Raw genomic sequence first — 13,720 nt, forward strand, 5'->3', positions numbered from 1 at the left:
TCGGGTCACCGGTGACGGAACCGGTGACCCGAGGATTGACGTCGACGACAGTTACGGGAACACGGTGAATTTCGGGGCCGGATCACTCGACGGCGGCACCCGGAAATGGCGCAGCGCGAAGGTCATCATTTCCTTGAACGCCGGCGCCGCGACCCGGCCACCGCCGCCACTCGGGCTGTGCACGAAGACCGCGATCACGTACTGCGGCTTGTCCGCCGGGGCCATCCCGATGAACGAGGCGACCTCGCCGGGCTGCTTCTTCCCCTCGACCAGCCGCCACCCGGTCCCGGTCTTGCCCGCCACCCGGTAACCGGGCACCGCCGCGGACAGTCCGGTGGCGTTGTCCACGGTGGTGACCGCCTCCAGGATGTGCCGCAACTCGGCGGCGTTCTTCGGGCTGAGCACCTGACGGGTCACCGGTTCCTCGGCCGGTGTCGGCTTCCCGTCCGGCCCGATCGTCTCCTTGACCAGCCTCGGCTGCACGTACGTGCCGTCGTTGGCGATGGCGGCGTACGCGGCGGCCATCTGCAGCGGCGTGGCGTCCACGCTGTGCCCGATCGGCACCGAGCCGTGCGACGACTCGCTCCACTCCTGCACCGGCAGCAGTCGCCCGCCCGCCTCGCCGGGCATGCCCACACCGGTCGGCTTGCCGAGCCCGAACCGCTGCTGGTAGTCGAGCAGCCGTTCCGGGCCGAGCTGGTCGGCGATCTGGATGGTGCCGACGTTGGAGGAGTGGGCCATCATCCCGGCCACGCTCATCCGCTTCCCGTTCGCCGGGAACGTGTCCCGGAACCAGGTGTCGCCCTTGCGGATTCCGTTGCTGACCGGGAAGACGGTGTCCTTGGTGATGACGCCCTCCTGCAACGCCGCCCCGAACGTGATCGCCTTGTGCACCGAACCCGGGTCGACGATGAAGCTGGTGGCCGCGTCCTCCCGGTCGGTGGGGTCGCTCGCCTGCGGTTTCGCCGCGTTGTAGGTGGGATGGCTGGCCTGGGCCAGCACCTCCCCGGTCCGCGCGTCGAGCACCACCGCGGCACCCGTGCTGCCCTGCACCGCCTTCATCCGCTCGCTGAGGATCCGCTGCACCGTGTACTGGAGGTCACGGTCGATGGTGAGCACGATCGAGCTGCCCGGCTTGGCCTTGGTGGTGCGGCTGTAGCCGCCGGGGATGGGCGCGGCCAACGCGCCCAGGCCGACCTCGAAGACACGCTGGCCGTCCTCGCCGTGCAGCAGGTCGTCGTAGCGCGCCTCCAGGCCCTCCAACCCGACCATGTCCAGGCTGGTGAAACCGATCAGGTTGGCGGCCAGGTCACCGCCGGGGACCTCGCGCCGCTCGTCGCGGTGCACGGCGATGCCCGGCAGACCCAGCTCCATGATCTCCCGGGCCCGGGCCACGGTGACCCCGCGCGCCAGGTACTCGAACTGGGAGTCGACGCCACTGATCCGCTTGCGGGGCTTCATCTTCTCGGCCAGGTCCGAAGCGGGCATGCCGAGCAGCGGGGAGAGCGTCTGCGCGGTCGCCGGGATGTCCTCGATCCGGGTGGGGTCGGCGTAGACGTACCGGGCCTCGACGCTGTGCGCCAGGGCGGCACCGTCGCGGTCGAAGATCGCCCCGCGCGGCGCGGGCAGCGGCACGGTTCGCAGCCGGTCGGCCATGCCGCCGTCGGCGTACGCCGGAGTGTCGACGGTCTGGAGCACGACGAGCCGCACGCCGATGGCGACGAAGAGGGCCAACGCGAGCGCGGTACCCAGCCGCAGCCGGCGTCCCGGGTCGGCGAGCCGGGGCGGACGCGGCGCCTTGCGGGCCGGGCGGCGCGGGGCGGCCGGGCGGTCGCCCCGGCGCGGCTCCCGTCCCCCGACGCGACGCCGGGGCGTCCCGGCCGGCGCCTCGCCCCGAGGGGTGCGGTCGGTGACGGTCCGGACCACGGTGGTCCTGCCGGCGGTGGACTCCCGCCGGGATGCGGCACCCGACCGGGCACCGGCGCGGGTGGCGGCGGAGCGTCCGCCGTCGAGCACCTGCAACGCCGGGCGGAACGGGTCCTGGGTCCGGCTGGTGCGCGGGCTGCGCCGCTGCTCGGCCCGGCCGCCGCCGTCCCGGACGGTGCGCCCCCGGGGGGTGTACGCGCGGGCGTCGGAGATGCCGCCGATACCCGGCTCGCCGCCGCGCTCGTCCGGTGCACCCCCGTTACGGGAAGAACCGCGCCGGGAGCCTGTGGCGTCCCGGCGCGGTTCGTCTGATCTCGAGGGCACGGCCTACCCCTCCGAGCCCTGCTGGCTGGTGATCGACACCTGCCCGCTGGCCGGCTGCGGCACGCCGATCATCTTGCCGTCCGGCAGCCGGATGTACGCCAGCTCGCCCGACTCGACCAGCCCCAGACGGCGGGCCTGGGCCTCCAGGTTGCCCGGCGACTCCGACTCGGCGATCTGCTTCTTCAGCTGCTGCTGCTCCACGTCGAGCTTGGCCTGCTGCTGCTGGAGTTCGTCGAGCCGGAACGCATTCTCGTTGATCTTCGTGTTGACGGCCAGGATGCCGAGCACTCCACCGACGACGAGCACCACCACGAGCGCCGCGAACGGTGCCCGGGGCACCCGCACCGGCGGCGGCGGGGCGACCCGCAGCCGCGGCGACTCGGCCCTCTCCGGCTTGCCGGTGTCGGCCCGTTCCACCGGACGCAGTGCGGCGCTGCCCTGGACGGGAAACTCGCGCGCCCCCCGGGCGCGAGTGTCGTCCAGCCGGCTCACCCGGTCCTGCCGCCGGGTGTCGTTTCCGGCTACTCGGGTCCGCTCCGCCGCGATCCGGCCCCCCGACCGCGGTGTGCGCTGCCCGACGCCGGCGACGTCCCGACGCTTGCTCACATTCATATTCCCTCCCCCTCTTCGTCCGTGTCCCCCGGCGTCCGCCGCGGTCCCCCTCCGGTTTCCGCGGCCGACCCCGTCCCCGGTTGGTGCATCGCCTTGACCCGGCGCCGGTACCGTTCGCGGTCGGTACGCCCCTGGTGCCGGGCCTGCGGGTCGATCCGTTCCGCCGCCCGTAGCCGCACCGATGCGGCTCGCGGGTTGGCGGCGACCTCCCTCTCCCCGGGCAGCTCCGCGCCCCGGCTGAGCAGCCGGAACGTCGGCTCCGACCCGGGCAGTTCGACCGGGAGGTCGACCGGGCCCGTACTGCGGACCCGGCCGGCGAGCGCCTGTTTGGTGAGCCTGTCCTCCAACGAGTGGTAGGACAGGACCACCATGCGACCGCCGACGGAAAGTGTGTCCAGAGCGGCCGGCAGCGCCGTCTCCAGCACTGCCAGTTCTCTGTTTACCTCGATCCGTAAAGCCTGAAACGTTCTCTTTGCCGGGTGTCCCCCGGTTCGCCGGGCCGGCGCCGGGATCGACTCCCGCACCAACTCGGCCAGACGCGCCGACGAGGTGATCCGGCCCCGGTCCCGTTCCCGGATGATCGCCGAGGCGATCCGGCCGGCGAACTTCTCCTCGCCGTACACCCGCAGCACCCGGGCCAGGTCCGGGTGGGGGTAGGTGTTGACCACCTCCTCGGCGGTCACCCCCCGGGTCTGGTCCATCCGCATGTCCAGCGGCGCGTCCTGTGCGTACGCGAACCCGCGGTCGGGCGCGTCGAGTTGCAGTGAGGAGACACCGAGGTCGAAGAGCACACCGTCCACGGACGGGTAGCCCAACCGGTCCAGCACCTCGGGCAACTCGTCGTAGACCGCGTGTTCCAGGTGGACGCGATCGGCGAACCGGGCCAGCCGTACCCGAGCGTGTGCGAGTGCCTCGGTGTCCCGGTCCAGGCCCACCAGGATCGTCTCCGGATGTGCCTGCAACACCGCCTCGGCGTGCCCGGCCAGACCGAGCGTCGCGTCGACGTGGACCGTGCGGCCGCCTCGACCCAGCGCGGGGGCGAGCAGCTCGAGACACCGCTCAAGCAGCACCGGCACATGCGTGCCGCGTAGCTCCCCCATGTCGCCCCCCACTGGTTGAACCGGTCTCGTTGTCGCGTCCTGCTCGTCGGACGACGCCGTGCCGTCGTACCGCCAGATCCCCATCCGCTCTCGACTCGTGCGCCTGGCACCGGGGAAGGGATGCCAGGAACTCGAAAGCGGCTGGAGATCTCGCAGTACGTCGGGCGTCGCCACGCCCTACAGACCGCCTGGCAGCACCCCCTCCTCGATGTCGGCGAAGTCGTCTTCGCTCTCGGCGAGGTAGGTCTCCCAGGCGACCTTGTCCCAGATCTCCACCCGGGTGCTCGCGCCGATGACCACCAGGTCCCGGTCGAGCCCCGCGTAGCTGCGCAGGTGTGCCGGGATGGTCACCCGGCCCTGCTTGTCGGGTATCTCGTCGTGCGCGCTGGCGAAGAAGACACGGCTGTAGGCCCGGGCCGCCTTGTGCGTCATCGGCTGCGCGCGCAACTGCTCCGCGATGTGCTGGAACTCAGGCGTCGGAAAGACGTAGAGGCAGCGCTCCTGCCCTTTGGTGATCACGACACCCCCCGCCAGCTCATCCCGGAACTTCGCCGGAAGGATCAACCGGCCTTTGTCGTCCAGGCGCGGAGTGTGGGTGCCGAGAAACATCGGCCCAACCCCCTCGCCCTTTAACGGCGTTCGCGCGCCGTTGACCCCCCGGGCCGGTGGGCCCCTCCCGGCCCCACCAATGCGCCCCACTCTACTCCACTTCCCTCCACCCGCAACCAGAATCGACCGCGCGGCGCGTCGCCGCGCGCCACAAAACCGCACGTCAGCCGGGGTGGAGCGGAGTGGAGGGCGGCGGGGCGGCGGACGTGGTCCGCTATCCGACATAGATCCACTCGGGCCGGTCCGGACGCCCACCGCCCCGCTCACCGACGAAGTGGACAGAACGGAACACCGTCGGCGGCGATCTGAGGGGTGGTCTGGTCCGGTAACCTCGCTCGCGTGACGGACGCGAAGATGCCCCTACGGGCGAAGGTGGCCAGCTCCGTGTCACGGACCGCCGCAGCCCTCTCGCGGGCTGCGGGCCGTGGCGACGGCTCGGTGATCGGTGGCTGGATCGGCCTGAAGATCGACCCGGACCTGCTGGCGCACCTCTCCGCCGGACGGGCCATCGCACTGGTCTCCGGTACCAACGGCAAGACCACCACCACCCGGCTGGCCGCCGCCGCCGTCGGCGTGCTCGGCCGGGTCGCCACCAACTCCTTCGGCGCCAACATGCCCACCGGGCACACCTCGGCCCTGGCCAAGGCGGGCAGCACCCCGTACGCGGTGCTGGAGGTCGACGAGCACTACCTGGCGCAGGTGATCGAGGCGACCGAGCCGCACGTCGTGGCGCTGCTCAACCTCTCCCGCGACCAGCTCGACCGGGCCAAGGAGGTCGCCATGATGGCGCAGCTCTGGCGCGCGGCCCTGGTCCGCCACCCGGACATCCGCATCGTGGCCAACGCCGACGACCCGATGGTGGTCTGGGCGGCCACCCCGCCGGCCGCCCACGACCAGCGGATCACCCCACCGCACGTCACCTGGTTCTCCGCCGGGCAGCGGTGGCACGACGACTCGTGGGTCTGCCCCGAGTGCGGCTCGACCATCCAGCGCTCCGGTGAGCAGTGGTGGTGCAGCGGATGCCCGCTGCGCCGCCCGCAGCCGCAGTGGACGGTCGACGACGAGGGTGTCCTCGACCCCACCGGCGCCTGGTACAAGGTGAAGCTCCAGCTCCCCGGCAAGGTCAACATCGGTAACGCGGCCACCGCGCTGGCCCTGGCCGCCGAGTTCGGCGTACGCCCGTTCGACGCGGTCCCCCGCCTCGGCGACGTCACCTCGGTCGCCGGACGGTACGCCCAGGTCGAGCGGGACGGTCGGCTGGTCCGGCTGCTGCTGGCGAAGAACCCGGCCAGTTGGCTGGAGGCGTTCGACATGGCCGAGCACACCGCGACCCTGCTCTCCATCAACGCCCGCGACCCCGACGGGTTGGACACCTCCTGGCTCTTCGACGTCGACTTCGCCCCGCTACGCGGACGTCAGGTGCTCATCACCGGCGACCGCGCGTACGACCTGGCGGTCCGGCTGGACGTCAACGGCGTGCCGTTCCAGCACGTCCGCACGTTCGACGACGCCATCCGGGCGGTGCCGCCAGGGCGGCTGGAGGTCATCGCGAACTACACCGCCTTCCAGGACATCCGAGCGGAGTTGGACCGTGTCAACTGAGACCCTGCGCATCGTCTGGATCTACCCCGACCTGCTCTCCACCTACGGCGACCGGGGCAACATGCTGATCCTGGCCCGGCGGGCACAGCAGCGCGGCTTCCCGATCGAGGTGCTGGAGGTCCGCTCCGACCAGCCGATGCCCACCACCGCCGACATCTACCTCATCGGCGGCGGCGAGGACGGCCCGCAGGCGCTCGGCGCCCAGCGGCTGCTCACCGACGGCGGCCTGCACCGGGCGGTCGCCCAGGGCTCGGTGGTGTTCGGCGTCTGCGCCGGATACCAACTGCTCGGCACGTCGTTCTTCGCCAAGGGCACCCAGTACCGCGGCCTGGAACTGCTCGACCTCTCCTCCGACCGGGGCGAGACCCGGGCCGTCGGCGAACTGGCCGGTGACATCGACGCCCGGCTGGGTCTGCCTCCGCTGACCGGCTTCGAGAACCACGGCGGCCGTACCCGTCTCGGTGCCGAGGTCTCCCCGCTGGCCCGGGTCACCGCCGGGATCGGCAACGACGGCGCCACCGAGGGCGCGTGGCGCGGCAAGCTGCTCGGCACGTATTCCCACGGTCCGGCGCTGGCCCGCAACCCGGCCCTGGCCGACCTGCTGCTGCGCTGGGCCACCGGCGCACAGCAGCTTCCGCCGCTCGACGACACCTGGGCCGACCGGCTGCGGGCCGAACGTCGGGCCGCGGTGGCCGCCGCCCGGGCATGACCCCGGCCGTCCGGCGGCTCGCACGGTACTGGCGATCGGTGCAGCCGGTCGCCACCACACCGTCGGTCGTCCGGTTCGGCCTACTGCTACTCCTGATCGCCGGGTTCGGGGTGACCCTGATCCTGGTCCCCCACCCCGACCCCACGGCGCTGCCGCAGTTCGGCGACCGACTGGGCGGTCTCGCCCCGGTCGCCGGAGTCCTCGGCGGCGCGCTGCTGCTGGTGGCACTGGTCCCCCGTACGTTCATCACGCTCGCCGCGGGCGCGCTCTTCGGCGCCCTGGAGGGTGCCGCGTACGCGCTGGGGGCCGCCCTGCTGGCGGCGGCGATCGGCTTCACCGTCGGCCGGGTGCTCGGGCGGGAGTTCGTCGCCGAGCGCGTCCGGGGCCGGTTGGCCCGACTGGATCGCTGGTTCACCCGGCAGAGCGTGCTCGGGGTGATCACCGTGCGGCTGCTGCCGATCTCCGGCTACGGCCTGGTCAGCTACGGCTACGGCACCACCGGCGCGCGAATCCTGCCGTTCCTCGTCGGCAGCGTGATCGCCTCCGCCCCGTCGGCGTTCGGCTACGCCGCCGTCGGTGCCGCCGTCACCAGTCCCGGCGAGGTCAACTGGCTCGCCGCCACCCCCGCCGCGCTCGGCTTCATCGCCAGCGCGGTGCTGCTCACCCGCTGGTGGCTCGCCGAACGCCGACGCCGCACCACCCAGATGTAAGGAGGGGTCCCCTGCTAACGCCTCGCGTATAGCAGGGGACCCCTGCTAACAACTCGGCAAGCGCGATCGTGCCGCGCCCCCGCTCTCGCCGCATCGCGCTCCATGATCACGCTCGATCCTGGATCGAGTGGCCTCGGTGTCAGCACGAGACCACTCGATCCCGGATCGAGCACGACCTTGCGACGAGTCGCCGCACCCCGGGAACTCGAAGACGCCGCCTTCGTAGCGCCGGAGCGTGCGGCACGTCTTCTTCCCGCCCACGTGGCCCCACGGGTGCCCGCCGCAGCGCCGGCTCGCACCGCACGCGCGCCCGCATACCGTGCACTGGAGGGCTCGGCCGCCGCACCGAGCACGGCGTTCGAACGTTAGAAAGGGTCCCCTGCTATGCACGAGGCGTTAGCAGGGGACCCTTCCTTTCACCAACAACAGCTCACCTACACCGACAGCTCGCCAACAGCGTCAGGCGACGACGGACACCATCCGGCCGGGGATCACGATGACCTTGCGCGGTTCCTTGCCGGCCAGCACCCCCGCCACCGCTGCCAGCGCGGCGGAACGCACGTCGTCCTCGGCGGCGTCGGCCGGCACCTCGACCCGGCCCCGGACCTTGCCGTTGACCTGCACCGGGTAGGTGACGGTCTCGGCGACCAGCAGCGCCGGGTCGGCGACCGGGAAGTCCGCGTACGTCAGGGAGGTCTGGTGACCCAGCCGCCGCCACAGTTCCTCGGCGATGTGCGGGGCCAGCGGCGCCACCATCAGCACCAGCGGTTCGGCCACCTCGCGCGGGGTCGTCGCCAGCTTGGTCACCGCGTTGGTCAGCTCGATCAGCTTGGCGATCGCGGTGTTGAACCGGATGCCCTCCATGTCGCCCCGGACGCCGTCGATCACCCGGTGCAGCAACTGGCGGGTCTGTTGGTCGGCCGGTTCGTCGGTGACCCGCGACTCGCCGGTCTGCTCGTCGACGACCGCCCGCCAGACCCGCTGCAGGAACCGGTACGAGCCGACCACCGCCCGGGTCTCCCACGGGCGGGACACCTCCAGCGGCCCCATCGACATCTCGTAGACCCGGAACGTGTCGGCGCCGTACGCGGCGCACATCTCGTCCGGGGTGACCACGTTCTTCAGGGACTTGCCCATCTTGCCGTACTCGCGGTTGACCTGGACGTCGCCCAGGAACCAGTCGCCGTCGCGCTCGACGACCTCTTCGGCCGGGACGTAGGCGCCCCGGGCGTCGGTGTACGCGTACGCCTGGATGTAGCCCTGGTTGAACAGCTTGCGGAACGGCTCGAACGACGACACGTGCCCCAGGTCGAACAGCACCTTGTGCCAGAACCGGGCGTACAGCAGGTGCAGCACGGCGTGCTCGGCGCCGCCGACGTACAGGTCCACGCCACCGCAGTCGCCCTCGCCGCGCGGCCCCATCCAGTACCGCTCGTTCTCCGCGTCGACGAACCGTCCCTCGTTGGTCGGGTCCAGGTAACGCAGCTCGTACCAACAGGAGCCGGCCCACTGCGGCATCACGTTGGTCTCCCGGGTGTACCGCTTCGGCCCGTCACCCAGGTCCAGCTCGACCTCGACCCAGTCGCGGCGGCGCGACAGCGGCGTCTCCGGGTCGCTGTCGGCGTCGTCGGCGTCGAAGGTGCGCGGCGAGAAGTCGTCCACCTCGGGCAGTTCGACCGGCAGCATCTCCTCCGGCAGCGCGATCGCGGCACCGTCGGCGTCGTAGACGATCGGGAACGGCTCGCCCCAGTACCGCTGCCGGCTGAACAGCCAGTCCCGCAGCCGGTAGGTCACCGCGCCCCGACCGGCGCCGGTGGACTCCAGCCAGGCGATGATGCGGGCCTTGGCGTCGGCCACCCCCAGTCCGTTCAGGTCCAGGTCGCGGTCGGGCGCGGCGCTGTTGATCGCCGGCCCCTCCCCGGTGTACGCGGTGCCGTCGAAGCCCTCCGGCGGCTGCACGGTACGCACGATCGGCAGCTCGAAGAGATCGGCGAACTCCCAGTCCCGTTCGTCCTGCGCGGGTACCGCCATGATCGCGCCGGTGCCGTAGCCGGCCAGCACGTAGTCGGCGATGAAGATCGGCACCTGCCCACCGGTGACCGGGTTGACGGCGTACGCGCCGATGAAGACGCCGGTCTTCTCCTTGGTGTCGGCCTGCCGCTCGACGTCGGTCTTGGCCGCCGCCGCCTTGCGGTACGCCTCGACGGCTGCCCGGGGATCGGTGTGCCCACCGGTCCACGCATCCCGGGTCCCCTCCGGCCAGGCCGCCGGCACCAGCGCGTCGACCAGCTCGTGCTCGGGTGCCAGCACCATGTAGGTGGCCCCGAAGACGGTGTCCGGCCGGGTCGTGAACACCCGGATCGGCGCGGTGGGGGTCGGGAAGTCGATGTGCGCACCGGTGGATCGGCCGATCCAGTTGCGCTGCATGAGCTTGATCGGCTCCGGCCAGTCCAGCTTGTCCAGGTCGTCCAGCAGCCGGTCACCGTACGCGGTGATCCGCATCATCCACTGCTTCAGGTTGCGCTTGAAGACCGGGAAGTTGCCGCGCTCGGAGCGACCGTCGGCGGTGACCTCCTCGTTGGCCAGCACCGTGCCCAGCCCGGGGCACCAGTTCACCGGCGCCTGCGACACGTACGCCAGGCGGTGGTCGTCGACGATCGCGCGACGCTCGGCGGACGACAGCTCGGCCCACGGGCGGCCGTCCGGGGTACGCCGGGTACCGCCGGCGAACTCGGCGATCAGCTCGCTGATCGGGCGGGCCCGACCGGCCTGGCGGTCGTACCAGGAGTTGAAGATCTGCAGGAAGATCCACTGGGTCCAGCGGTAGAAGTCGGTGTCGATGGTGGCCACCGAGCGCCGCTGGTCGTGGGCCAGTCCCAGCCGCCGCAGCTGCTCCCGGTACCGCTCGATGTTCGCCTCGGTGGTCGTCCGGGGGTGCGTGCCGGTCTGCACCGCGTACTGCTCGGCGGGCAGGCCGAACGCGTCGAAGCCCATCGCGTGCAGCACGTTGCGCCCGGCCATCCGCTGGTAGCGGGCGTAACAGTCGGTGCCGATGTAGCCCAGCGGGTGCCCGACGTGCAGTCCCGCGCCGGACGGGTACGGGAACATGTCCAGCACGTACAGCTTCTCGGCGCCGGAGCGCGGGTGGGCCGGGTCGGCCAGCGGGCCGGACGGGTTCGGCGCGTGGAAGCTGCCCTCGCGTTCCCAGTGATCCTGCCAGCGGCGTTCGATCTCGTCGGCCAGCACGGCGGTGTACCGGAACGGTGGGGTGTCGTTGGCGGCTGCCTCGGTCATGGCCTTCTCCTCGCGTCGACCGGCGGGGTCTTCTCCGTGCTGGCTGGTCTCGTGTCCGTGCTCGGCGGCCCGCCCCGGGCCCCGGCGGGCACGAAAAAGCCCCTCGCACAGGAGGGGCCGCCGTGCTGTCGCGCCGTCAGCGCATCAGCACGGCTCGGTAAGAAGCAGGAAGACTCCGGCCATGACCGGCAGTGTACCGCGACCCCTCGGGCACCGCCGCCCAGTACCCCGTCAGCCGGTGTCGGGGCGACCGTCGCCGACCCGGCCGTCGAGCTCGTCGTAGCGGGTGATCGGGGCCAGCGGCGCACCGGCCCGGTACGCCGCGCGGGCCAGCGCGTAGCCACCCACCGGGGCGGTGAACAGTTGCAGGCCGACCGCCACCAGCACCACCACGGCGGTACGCACGCTCGGGATCAGCAGCAGCACGCCGAACAGCACACAACTGAGGCCGAGGCTGGCCGCCTTGGCGACCGCGTTCATCCGGTGGTAGACGTCGGGCAGGCGGACCAGGCCCACCGCGCTGATCGAGATCAGGACGGTGCCGAGCAGCAGCAGCGCCCAGGCCAGTGCCGTGCGGATCACCGCTGCCCCCGGTGCACCAGCCGGGCCATCGCCACCGTGGCCAGGAAACTCACCAGCGTCCCGGTGAGCACCAGGTCCAGCAGGTCCGGCGCGTCCAGCCGGGCGGCGAGCACCGCCAGGGCGGCCAGGAAGACGAAGAAGCCCAGGTCCAGCGCGGCGGCCCGGTCGGCGTCGGTCGGTCCGCGTACCAGCCGGCCGATCACCACCGCCATCGCGCACGCCAGCACCACCAGCACCACGTCCAGCAGGATCATCGCGACCTCCACGTCTCGGGCGGGTCGTTGTCGGACGGACCACCGTCGTCGGAGGAGCCGTCGTCGGGTCGGCCGCCGCCGGCCGGGTGCGTGGCCGGGCGGATCGCGGCGAGCACCCGCCACTCCAGTTCGGTGACCTCGCGGCGGAACGCGACCGGGTCGGCGGCGTACACGCCGTGCACCCAGAGGGTCGCGGGCTCCCGCCGGATCGCCAGGGTCAGCGTGCCCGGGGTCAGGCTGACCGCCAGGGCCACCGCGGCGACCTCGACGTCGGTGCCGGCCCGTAGCGGCACCCGCACCACCGCCGGTTCCAGTCGCGACCCCGGCGTGAGGATCTCCCACGCCACGGCCAGGTTCGCCTGCACCAGCCGGACCGCGAAGTAGCCGGTGAACCGCAGGATCCGGCCCAGGCGTACCACCGTCCGGCGGGCCAGCGCCGGTGTCGCGCTCATCGCCCGGTCACCGCCCGCACGTAGCCGGCCGGGTCGCGGAGTCCGTCCGCCGCCGTCTCCGCCACCGTCAGCAGCGGCTGCGCGGCCAGCCCCGCGACCAGCGAGAGCACGGCCAGGGCCAGCGGCGGGGCGACCAGCGACCGCCCGATCCGGCCGGTGACCGCGTCGGTGGCCGGCTCACCGGTGAACAACGCGCTCCAGATCTTCAGCATGGAGAGCAGGGTGACCAGGCTGACCAGCACCGCCACCGTCATCGCCCACCACGCGTCGACCTCGGCGGCGGCCCGCAGCAACAGGAACTTCGCCAGGAAGCCGGAGAACGGCGGCAGGCCGGCCAGCGACAGCGCCGCACCGGCGAAGGCCAGGGCCAACGCGGGGCGCTGCACGGCGAGGCCACCGGTGCCGTCCAGCCGGTCGGTGCCCCGGCCGGCGCGTACCGCCGCCGCGCAGAGCAGCAGCGCCGCCTTCACCAGCACGTACTGGGCCAGGTAGTACACCGCCGCGGCCAGGCTCGCGGCGGTGAACAGCGCCACGCCGAGCAGCACGTAGCCGATCTGGCTGACCATGTGGAAGACGAGGATCCGGCGCATCGAGCCCTCGCCGACCGCGCCGAGCACGCCGACCGCCATCGACAGCAGCGCCACCACGCCGAGCAGCCAGTGGTACGCCGGGTCGCCGCCGTACACCACCGCGTAGATCCGGATGACGGCGTAGAGACCCACCTTGGTCAGCAGGCCGGAGAAGAGCGCCACCACCACCGGCGAGGCCACCGGATAGGTGCGGGGCAGCCAGTCGTGCACCGGGACCAGCGCGCTCTTGACGCCCAGGGCGAGCAGCACCACGCCGCCGGCCACCGCCACGGCCGGCTCGTCGCGGGCCGCCCCGGCGAGGTCTCCCAGTCCGACCGCTCCGGTGGTGCCGTAGACCAGCGCGACTCCGCCCAGCAGCAGGGTGGAGCCGAGCAGGTTCGTCGACACGTACACCCGGCCCGCACCGCCGCGCCCGATGCCCCCGGCGAGGCTCAACAGCACGTACGAGGGCACCAGCATGACCTCGATCAGCACGAACAGGTTGAACAGGTCGGTGGTGAGGAACGCACCGTACGCCCCGGCCGAGAGCACCAGCACCAGCGGCAGGAAGTACGGGCGGCGGTCGTCGCCGGAGCCCACGGCCGACACCAGACAGCCGAGCACCACCACCGCCGACACGGTGACCAGCAGGGCGCCGAACGCGTCGGCGGCGAGGCTGATGGCCACCGGTGGCGGCCAGCCGCCGACCCTCAGCACCGGGATGTCCCCGGCGACGGTGGTGGTCACCAGCAGCGCCACGCCCGCCGACAGCACGGCGACGGTGATGACCAGTGCGGCGACCCGGTGCGTCCGGAGCCGCCCCGGCAGGGCGAGCAGCCCACCGGCCACCAGCAGGGGCCCGGCGACGGGGAACAGGAGCAGCAGGGTCACCGCCGTACCCCGTCCGGTCCGGTCGGTGCCGGACCACTCTCGGGGTCGCCGTCCCCGGCACGCTCGTCGGCGTCGGTCTCGCCCGG

Annotated in this window: 12 protein-coding genes; 3 read left to right on the forward strand and 9 right to left on the reverse strand. The window is 72.3% G+C overall.

The window, feature by feature from the left end; translation table 11 throughout:
• Nucleotides 1-51: 51 nt before the first annotated feature.
• The 4 genes from ACFYTT_RS19310 to mraZ form a co-directional block, all read right to left on the reverse strand.
• Nucleotides 52-2,250, reverse strand: a complete 2,199-nt coding sequence (locus ACFYTT_RS19310; RefSeq protein ID WP_387260826.1) for a peptidoglycan D,D-transpeptidase FtsI family protein — start codon at nucleotides 2,248-2,250, stop codon at nucleotides 52-54.
• A gap of 3 nt (nucleotides 2,251-2,253) precedes the next feature.
• Nucleotides 2,254-2,862 carry a septum formation initiator family protein gene (locus tag ACFYTT_RS19315; RefSeq protein ID WP_131053912.1) on the reverse strand — a complete coding sequence of 203 codons (609 nt, stop codon included), beginning with the start codon at nucleotides 2,860-2,862 and terminating at the stop codon, nucleotides 2,254-2,256.
• Nucleotides 2,859-3,962 (reverse strand): 16S rRNA (cytosine(1402)-N(4))-methyltransferase RsmH, encoded by a 1,104-nt coding sequence (gene rsmH / locus ACFYTT_RS19320; RefSeq protein ID WP_131053913.1) that lies wholly within the window; start codon nucleotides 3,960-3,962, stop codon nucleotides 2,859-2,861. Before rsmH ends, ACFYTT_RS19315 begins: the two co-directional genes overlap by 4 nt.
• A gap of 177 nt (nucleotides 3,963-4,139) precedes the next feature.
• Nucleotides 4,140-4,571: a division/cell wall cluster transcriptional repressor MraZ gene (mraZ, locus tag ACFYTT_RS19325; RefSeq protein WP_131053914.1), complete on the reverse strand. Its 432-nt coding sequence runs from the start codon at nucleotides 4,569-4,571 to the stop codon at nucleotides 4,140-4,142.
• A gap of 354 nt (nucleotides 4,572-4,925) precedes the next feature.
• Here mraZ and ACFYTT_RS19330 point away from each other — a divergent pair, with 354 nt between their 5' ends.
• The 3 genes from ACFYTT_RS19330 to ACFYTT_RS19340 are packed head-to-tail and all read left to right on the forward strand — an operon-like array spanning nucleotide 4,926 to nucleotide 7,592.
• Complete coding sequence (locus ACFYTT_RS19330) at nucleotides 4,926-6,173, forward strand: MurT ligase domain-containing protein (protein ID WP_131053923.1); 1,248 nt, start codon at nucleotides 4,926-4,928, stop codon at nucleotides 6,171-6,173.
• Nucleotides 6,163-6,882, forward strand: a complete 720-nt coding sequence (locus ACFYTT_RS19335; RefSeq protein ID WP_131053915.1) for a type 1 glutamine amidotransferase — start codon at nucleotides 6,163-6,165, stop codon at nucleotides 6,880-6,882. The genes ACFYTT_RS19330 and ACFYTT_RS19335 overlap by 11 nt, the downstream gene beginning before the upstream one ends.
• The gene (locus ACFYTT_RS19340) at nucleotides 6,879-7,592 is read left to right on the forward strand and encodes a TVP38/TMEM64 family protein (protein ID WP_176094877.1); all 714 of its coding nucleotides are present in this window, start codon (nucleotides 6,879-6,881) and stop codon (nucleotides 7,590-7,592) included. The genes ACFYTT_RS19335 and ACFYTT_RS19340 overlap by 4 nt, the downstream gene beginning before the upstream one ends.
• A gap of 459 nt (nucleotides 7,593-8,051) precedes the next feature.
• On the opposite strand, the gene leuS is transcribed toward ACFYTT_RS19340, so the two are convergent.
• The 5 genes from leuS to ACFYTT_RS19365 all read right to left on the reverse strand — a co-directional run bounded on the left by leuS (nucleotide 8,052) and on the right by ACFYTT_RS19365 (nucleotide 13,634).
• The gene (leuS, locus tag ACFYTT_RS19345; protein ID WP_387260831.1) at nucleotides 8,052-10,886 is read right to left on the reverse strand and encodes a leucine--tRNA ligase; all 2,835 of its coding nucleotides are present in this window, start codon (nucleotides 10,884-10,886) and stop codon (nucleotides 8,052-8,054) included.
• Nucleotides 10,887-11,117: 231 nt separating this feature from the next.
• Nucleotides 11,118-11,468 carry a monovalent cation/H(+) antiporter subunit G gene (mnhG, locus tag ACFYTT_RS19350; RefSeq protein ID WP_131053918.1) on the reverse strand — a complete coding sequence of 117 codons (351 nt, stop codon included), beginning with the start codon at nucleotides 11,466-11,468 and terminating at the stop codon, nucleotides 11,118-11,120.
• Nucleotides 11,465-11,722 carry a monovalent cation/H+ antiporter complex subunit F gene (locus ACFYTT_RS19355; protein ID WP_131053919.1) on the reverse strand — a complete coding sequence of 86 codons (258 nt, stop codon included), beginning with the start codon at nucleotides 11,720-11,722 and terminating at the stop codon, nucleotides 11,465-11,467. Before ACFYTT_RS19355 ends, mnhG begins: the two co-directional genes overlap by 4 nt.
• A complete protein-coding gene (locus ACFYTT_RS19360; RefSeq protein ID WP_387260834.1) occupies nucleotides 11,719-12,174 on the reverse strand; it encodes a Na+/H+ antiporter subunit E in 456 nt (151 codons plus the stop codon). The genes ACFYTT_RS19355 and ACFYTT_RS19360 overlap by 4 nt, the downstream gene beginning before the upstream one ends.
• Nucleotides 12,171-13,634: a proton-conducting transporter membrane subunit gene (locus ACFYTT_RS19365; protein ID WP_387260837.1), complete on the reverse strand. Its 1,464-nt coding sequence runs from the start codon at nucleotides 13,632-13,634 to the stop codon at nucleotides 12,171-12,173. The genes ACFYTT_RS19360 and ACFYTT_RS19365 overlap by 4 nt, the downstream gene beginning before the upstream one ends.
• Between the last annotated feature and the right edge of the window lie 86 nt (nucleotides 13,635-13,720).

Source organism: Micromonospora sp. NPDC003816 (genome assembly GCF_042874705.1).
Taxonomy (GTDB): Bacteria; Actinomycetota; Actinomycetes; order Mycobacteriales; family Micromonosporaceae; genus Micromonospora.

Bases quoted from the DNA above. Each gene is read 5' to 3' on its own strand.
- leuS (WP_387260831.1), bottom strand. From the start codon at position 10,886: ATGACCGAGGCAGCCGCCAACGACACCCCACCGTTCCGGTACACCGCC.
- ACFYTT_RS19330 (WP_131053923.1), top strand. From the start codon at position 4,926: ATGCCCCTACGGGCGAAGGTGGCCAGCTCCGTGTCACGGACCGCCGCA.
- ACFYTT_RS19360 (WP_387260834.1), bottom strand. From the start codon at position 12,174: ATGAGCGCGACACCGGCGCTGGCCCGCCGGACGGTGGTACGCCTGGGC.
- ACFYTT_RS19340 (WP_176094877.1), top strand. From the start codon at position 6,879: ATGACCCCGGCCGTCCGGCGGCTCGCACGGTACTGGCGATCGGTGCAG.
- rsmH (WP_131053913.1), bottom strand. From the start codon at position 3,962: ATGGGGGAGCTACGCGGCACGCATGTGCCGGTGCTGCTTGAGCGGTGT.
- mraZ (WP_131053914.1), bottom strand. From the start codon at position 4,571: ATGTTTCTCGGCACCCACACTCCGCGCCTGGACGACAAAGGCCGGTTG.
- ACFYTT_RS19315 (WP_131053912.1), bottom strand. From the start codon at position 2,862: ATGAATGTGAGCAAGCGTCGGGACGTCGCCGGCGTCGGGCAGCGCACA.
- ACFYTT_RS19355 (WP_131053919.1), bottom strand. From the start codon at position 11,722: ATGATCCTGCTGGACGTGGTGCTGGTGGTGCTGGCGTGCGCGATGGCG.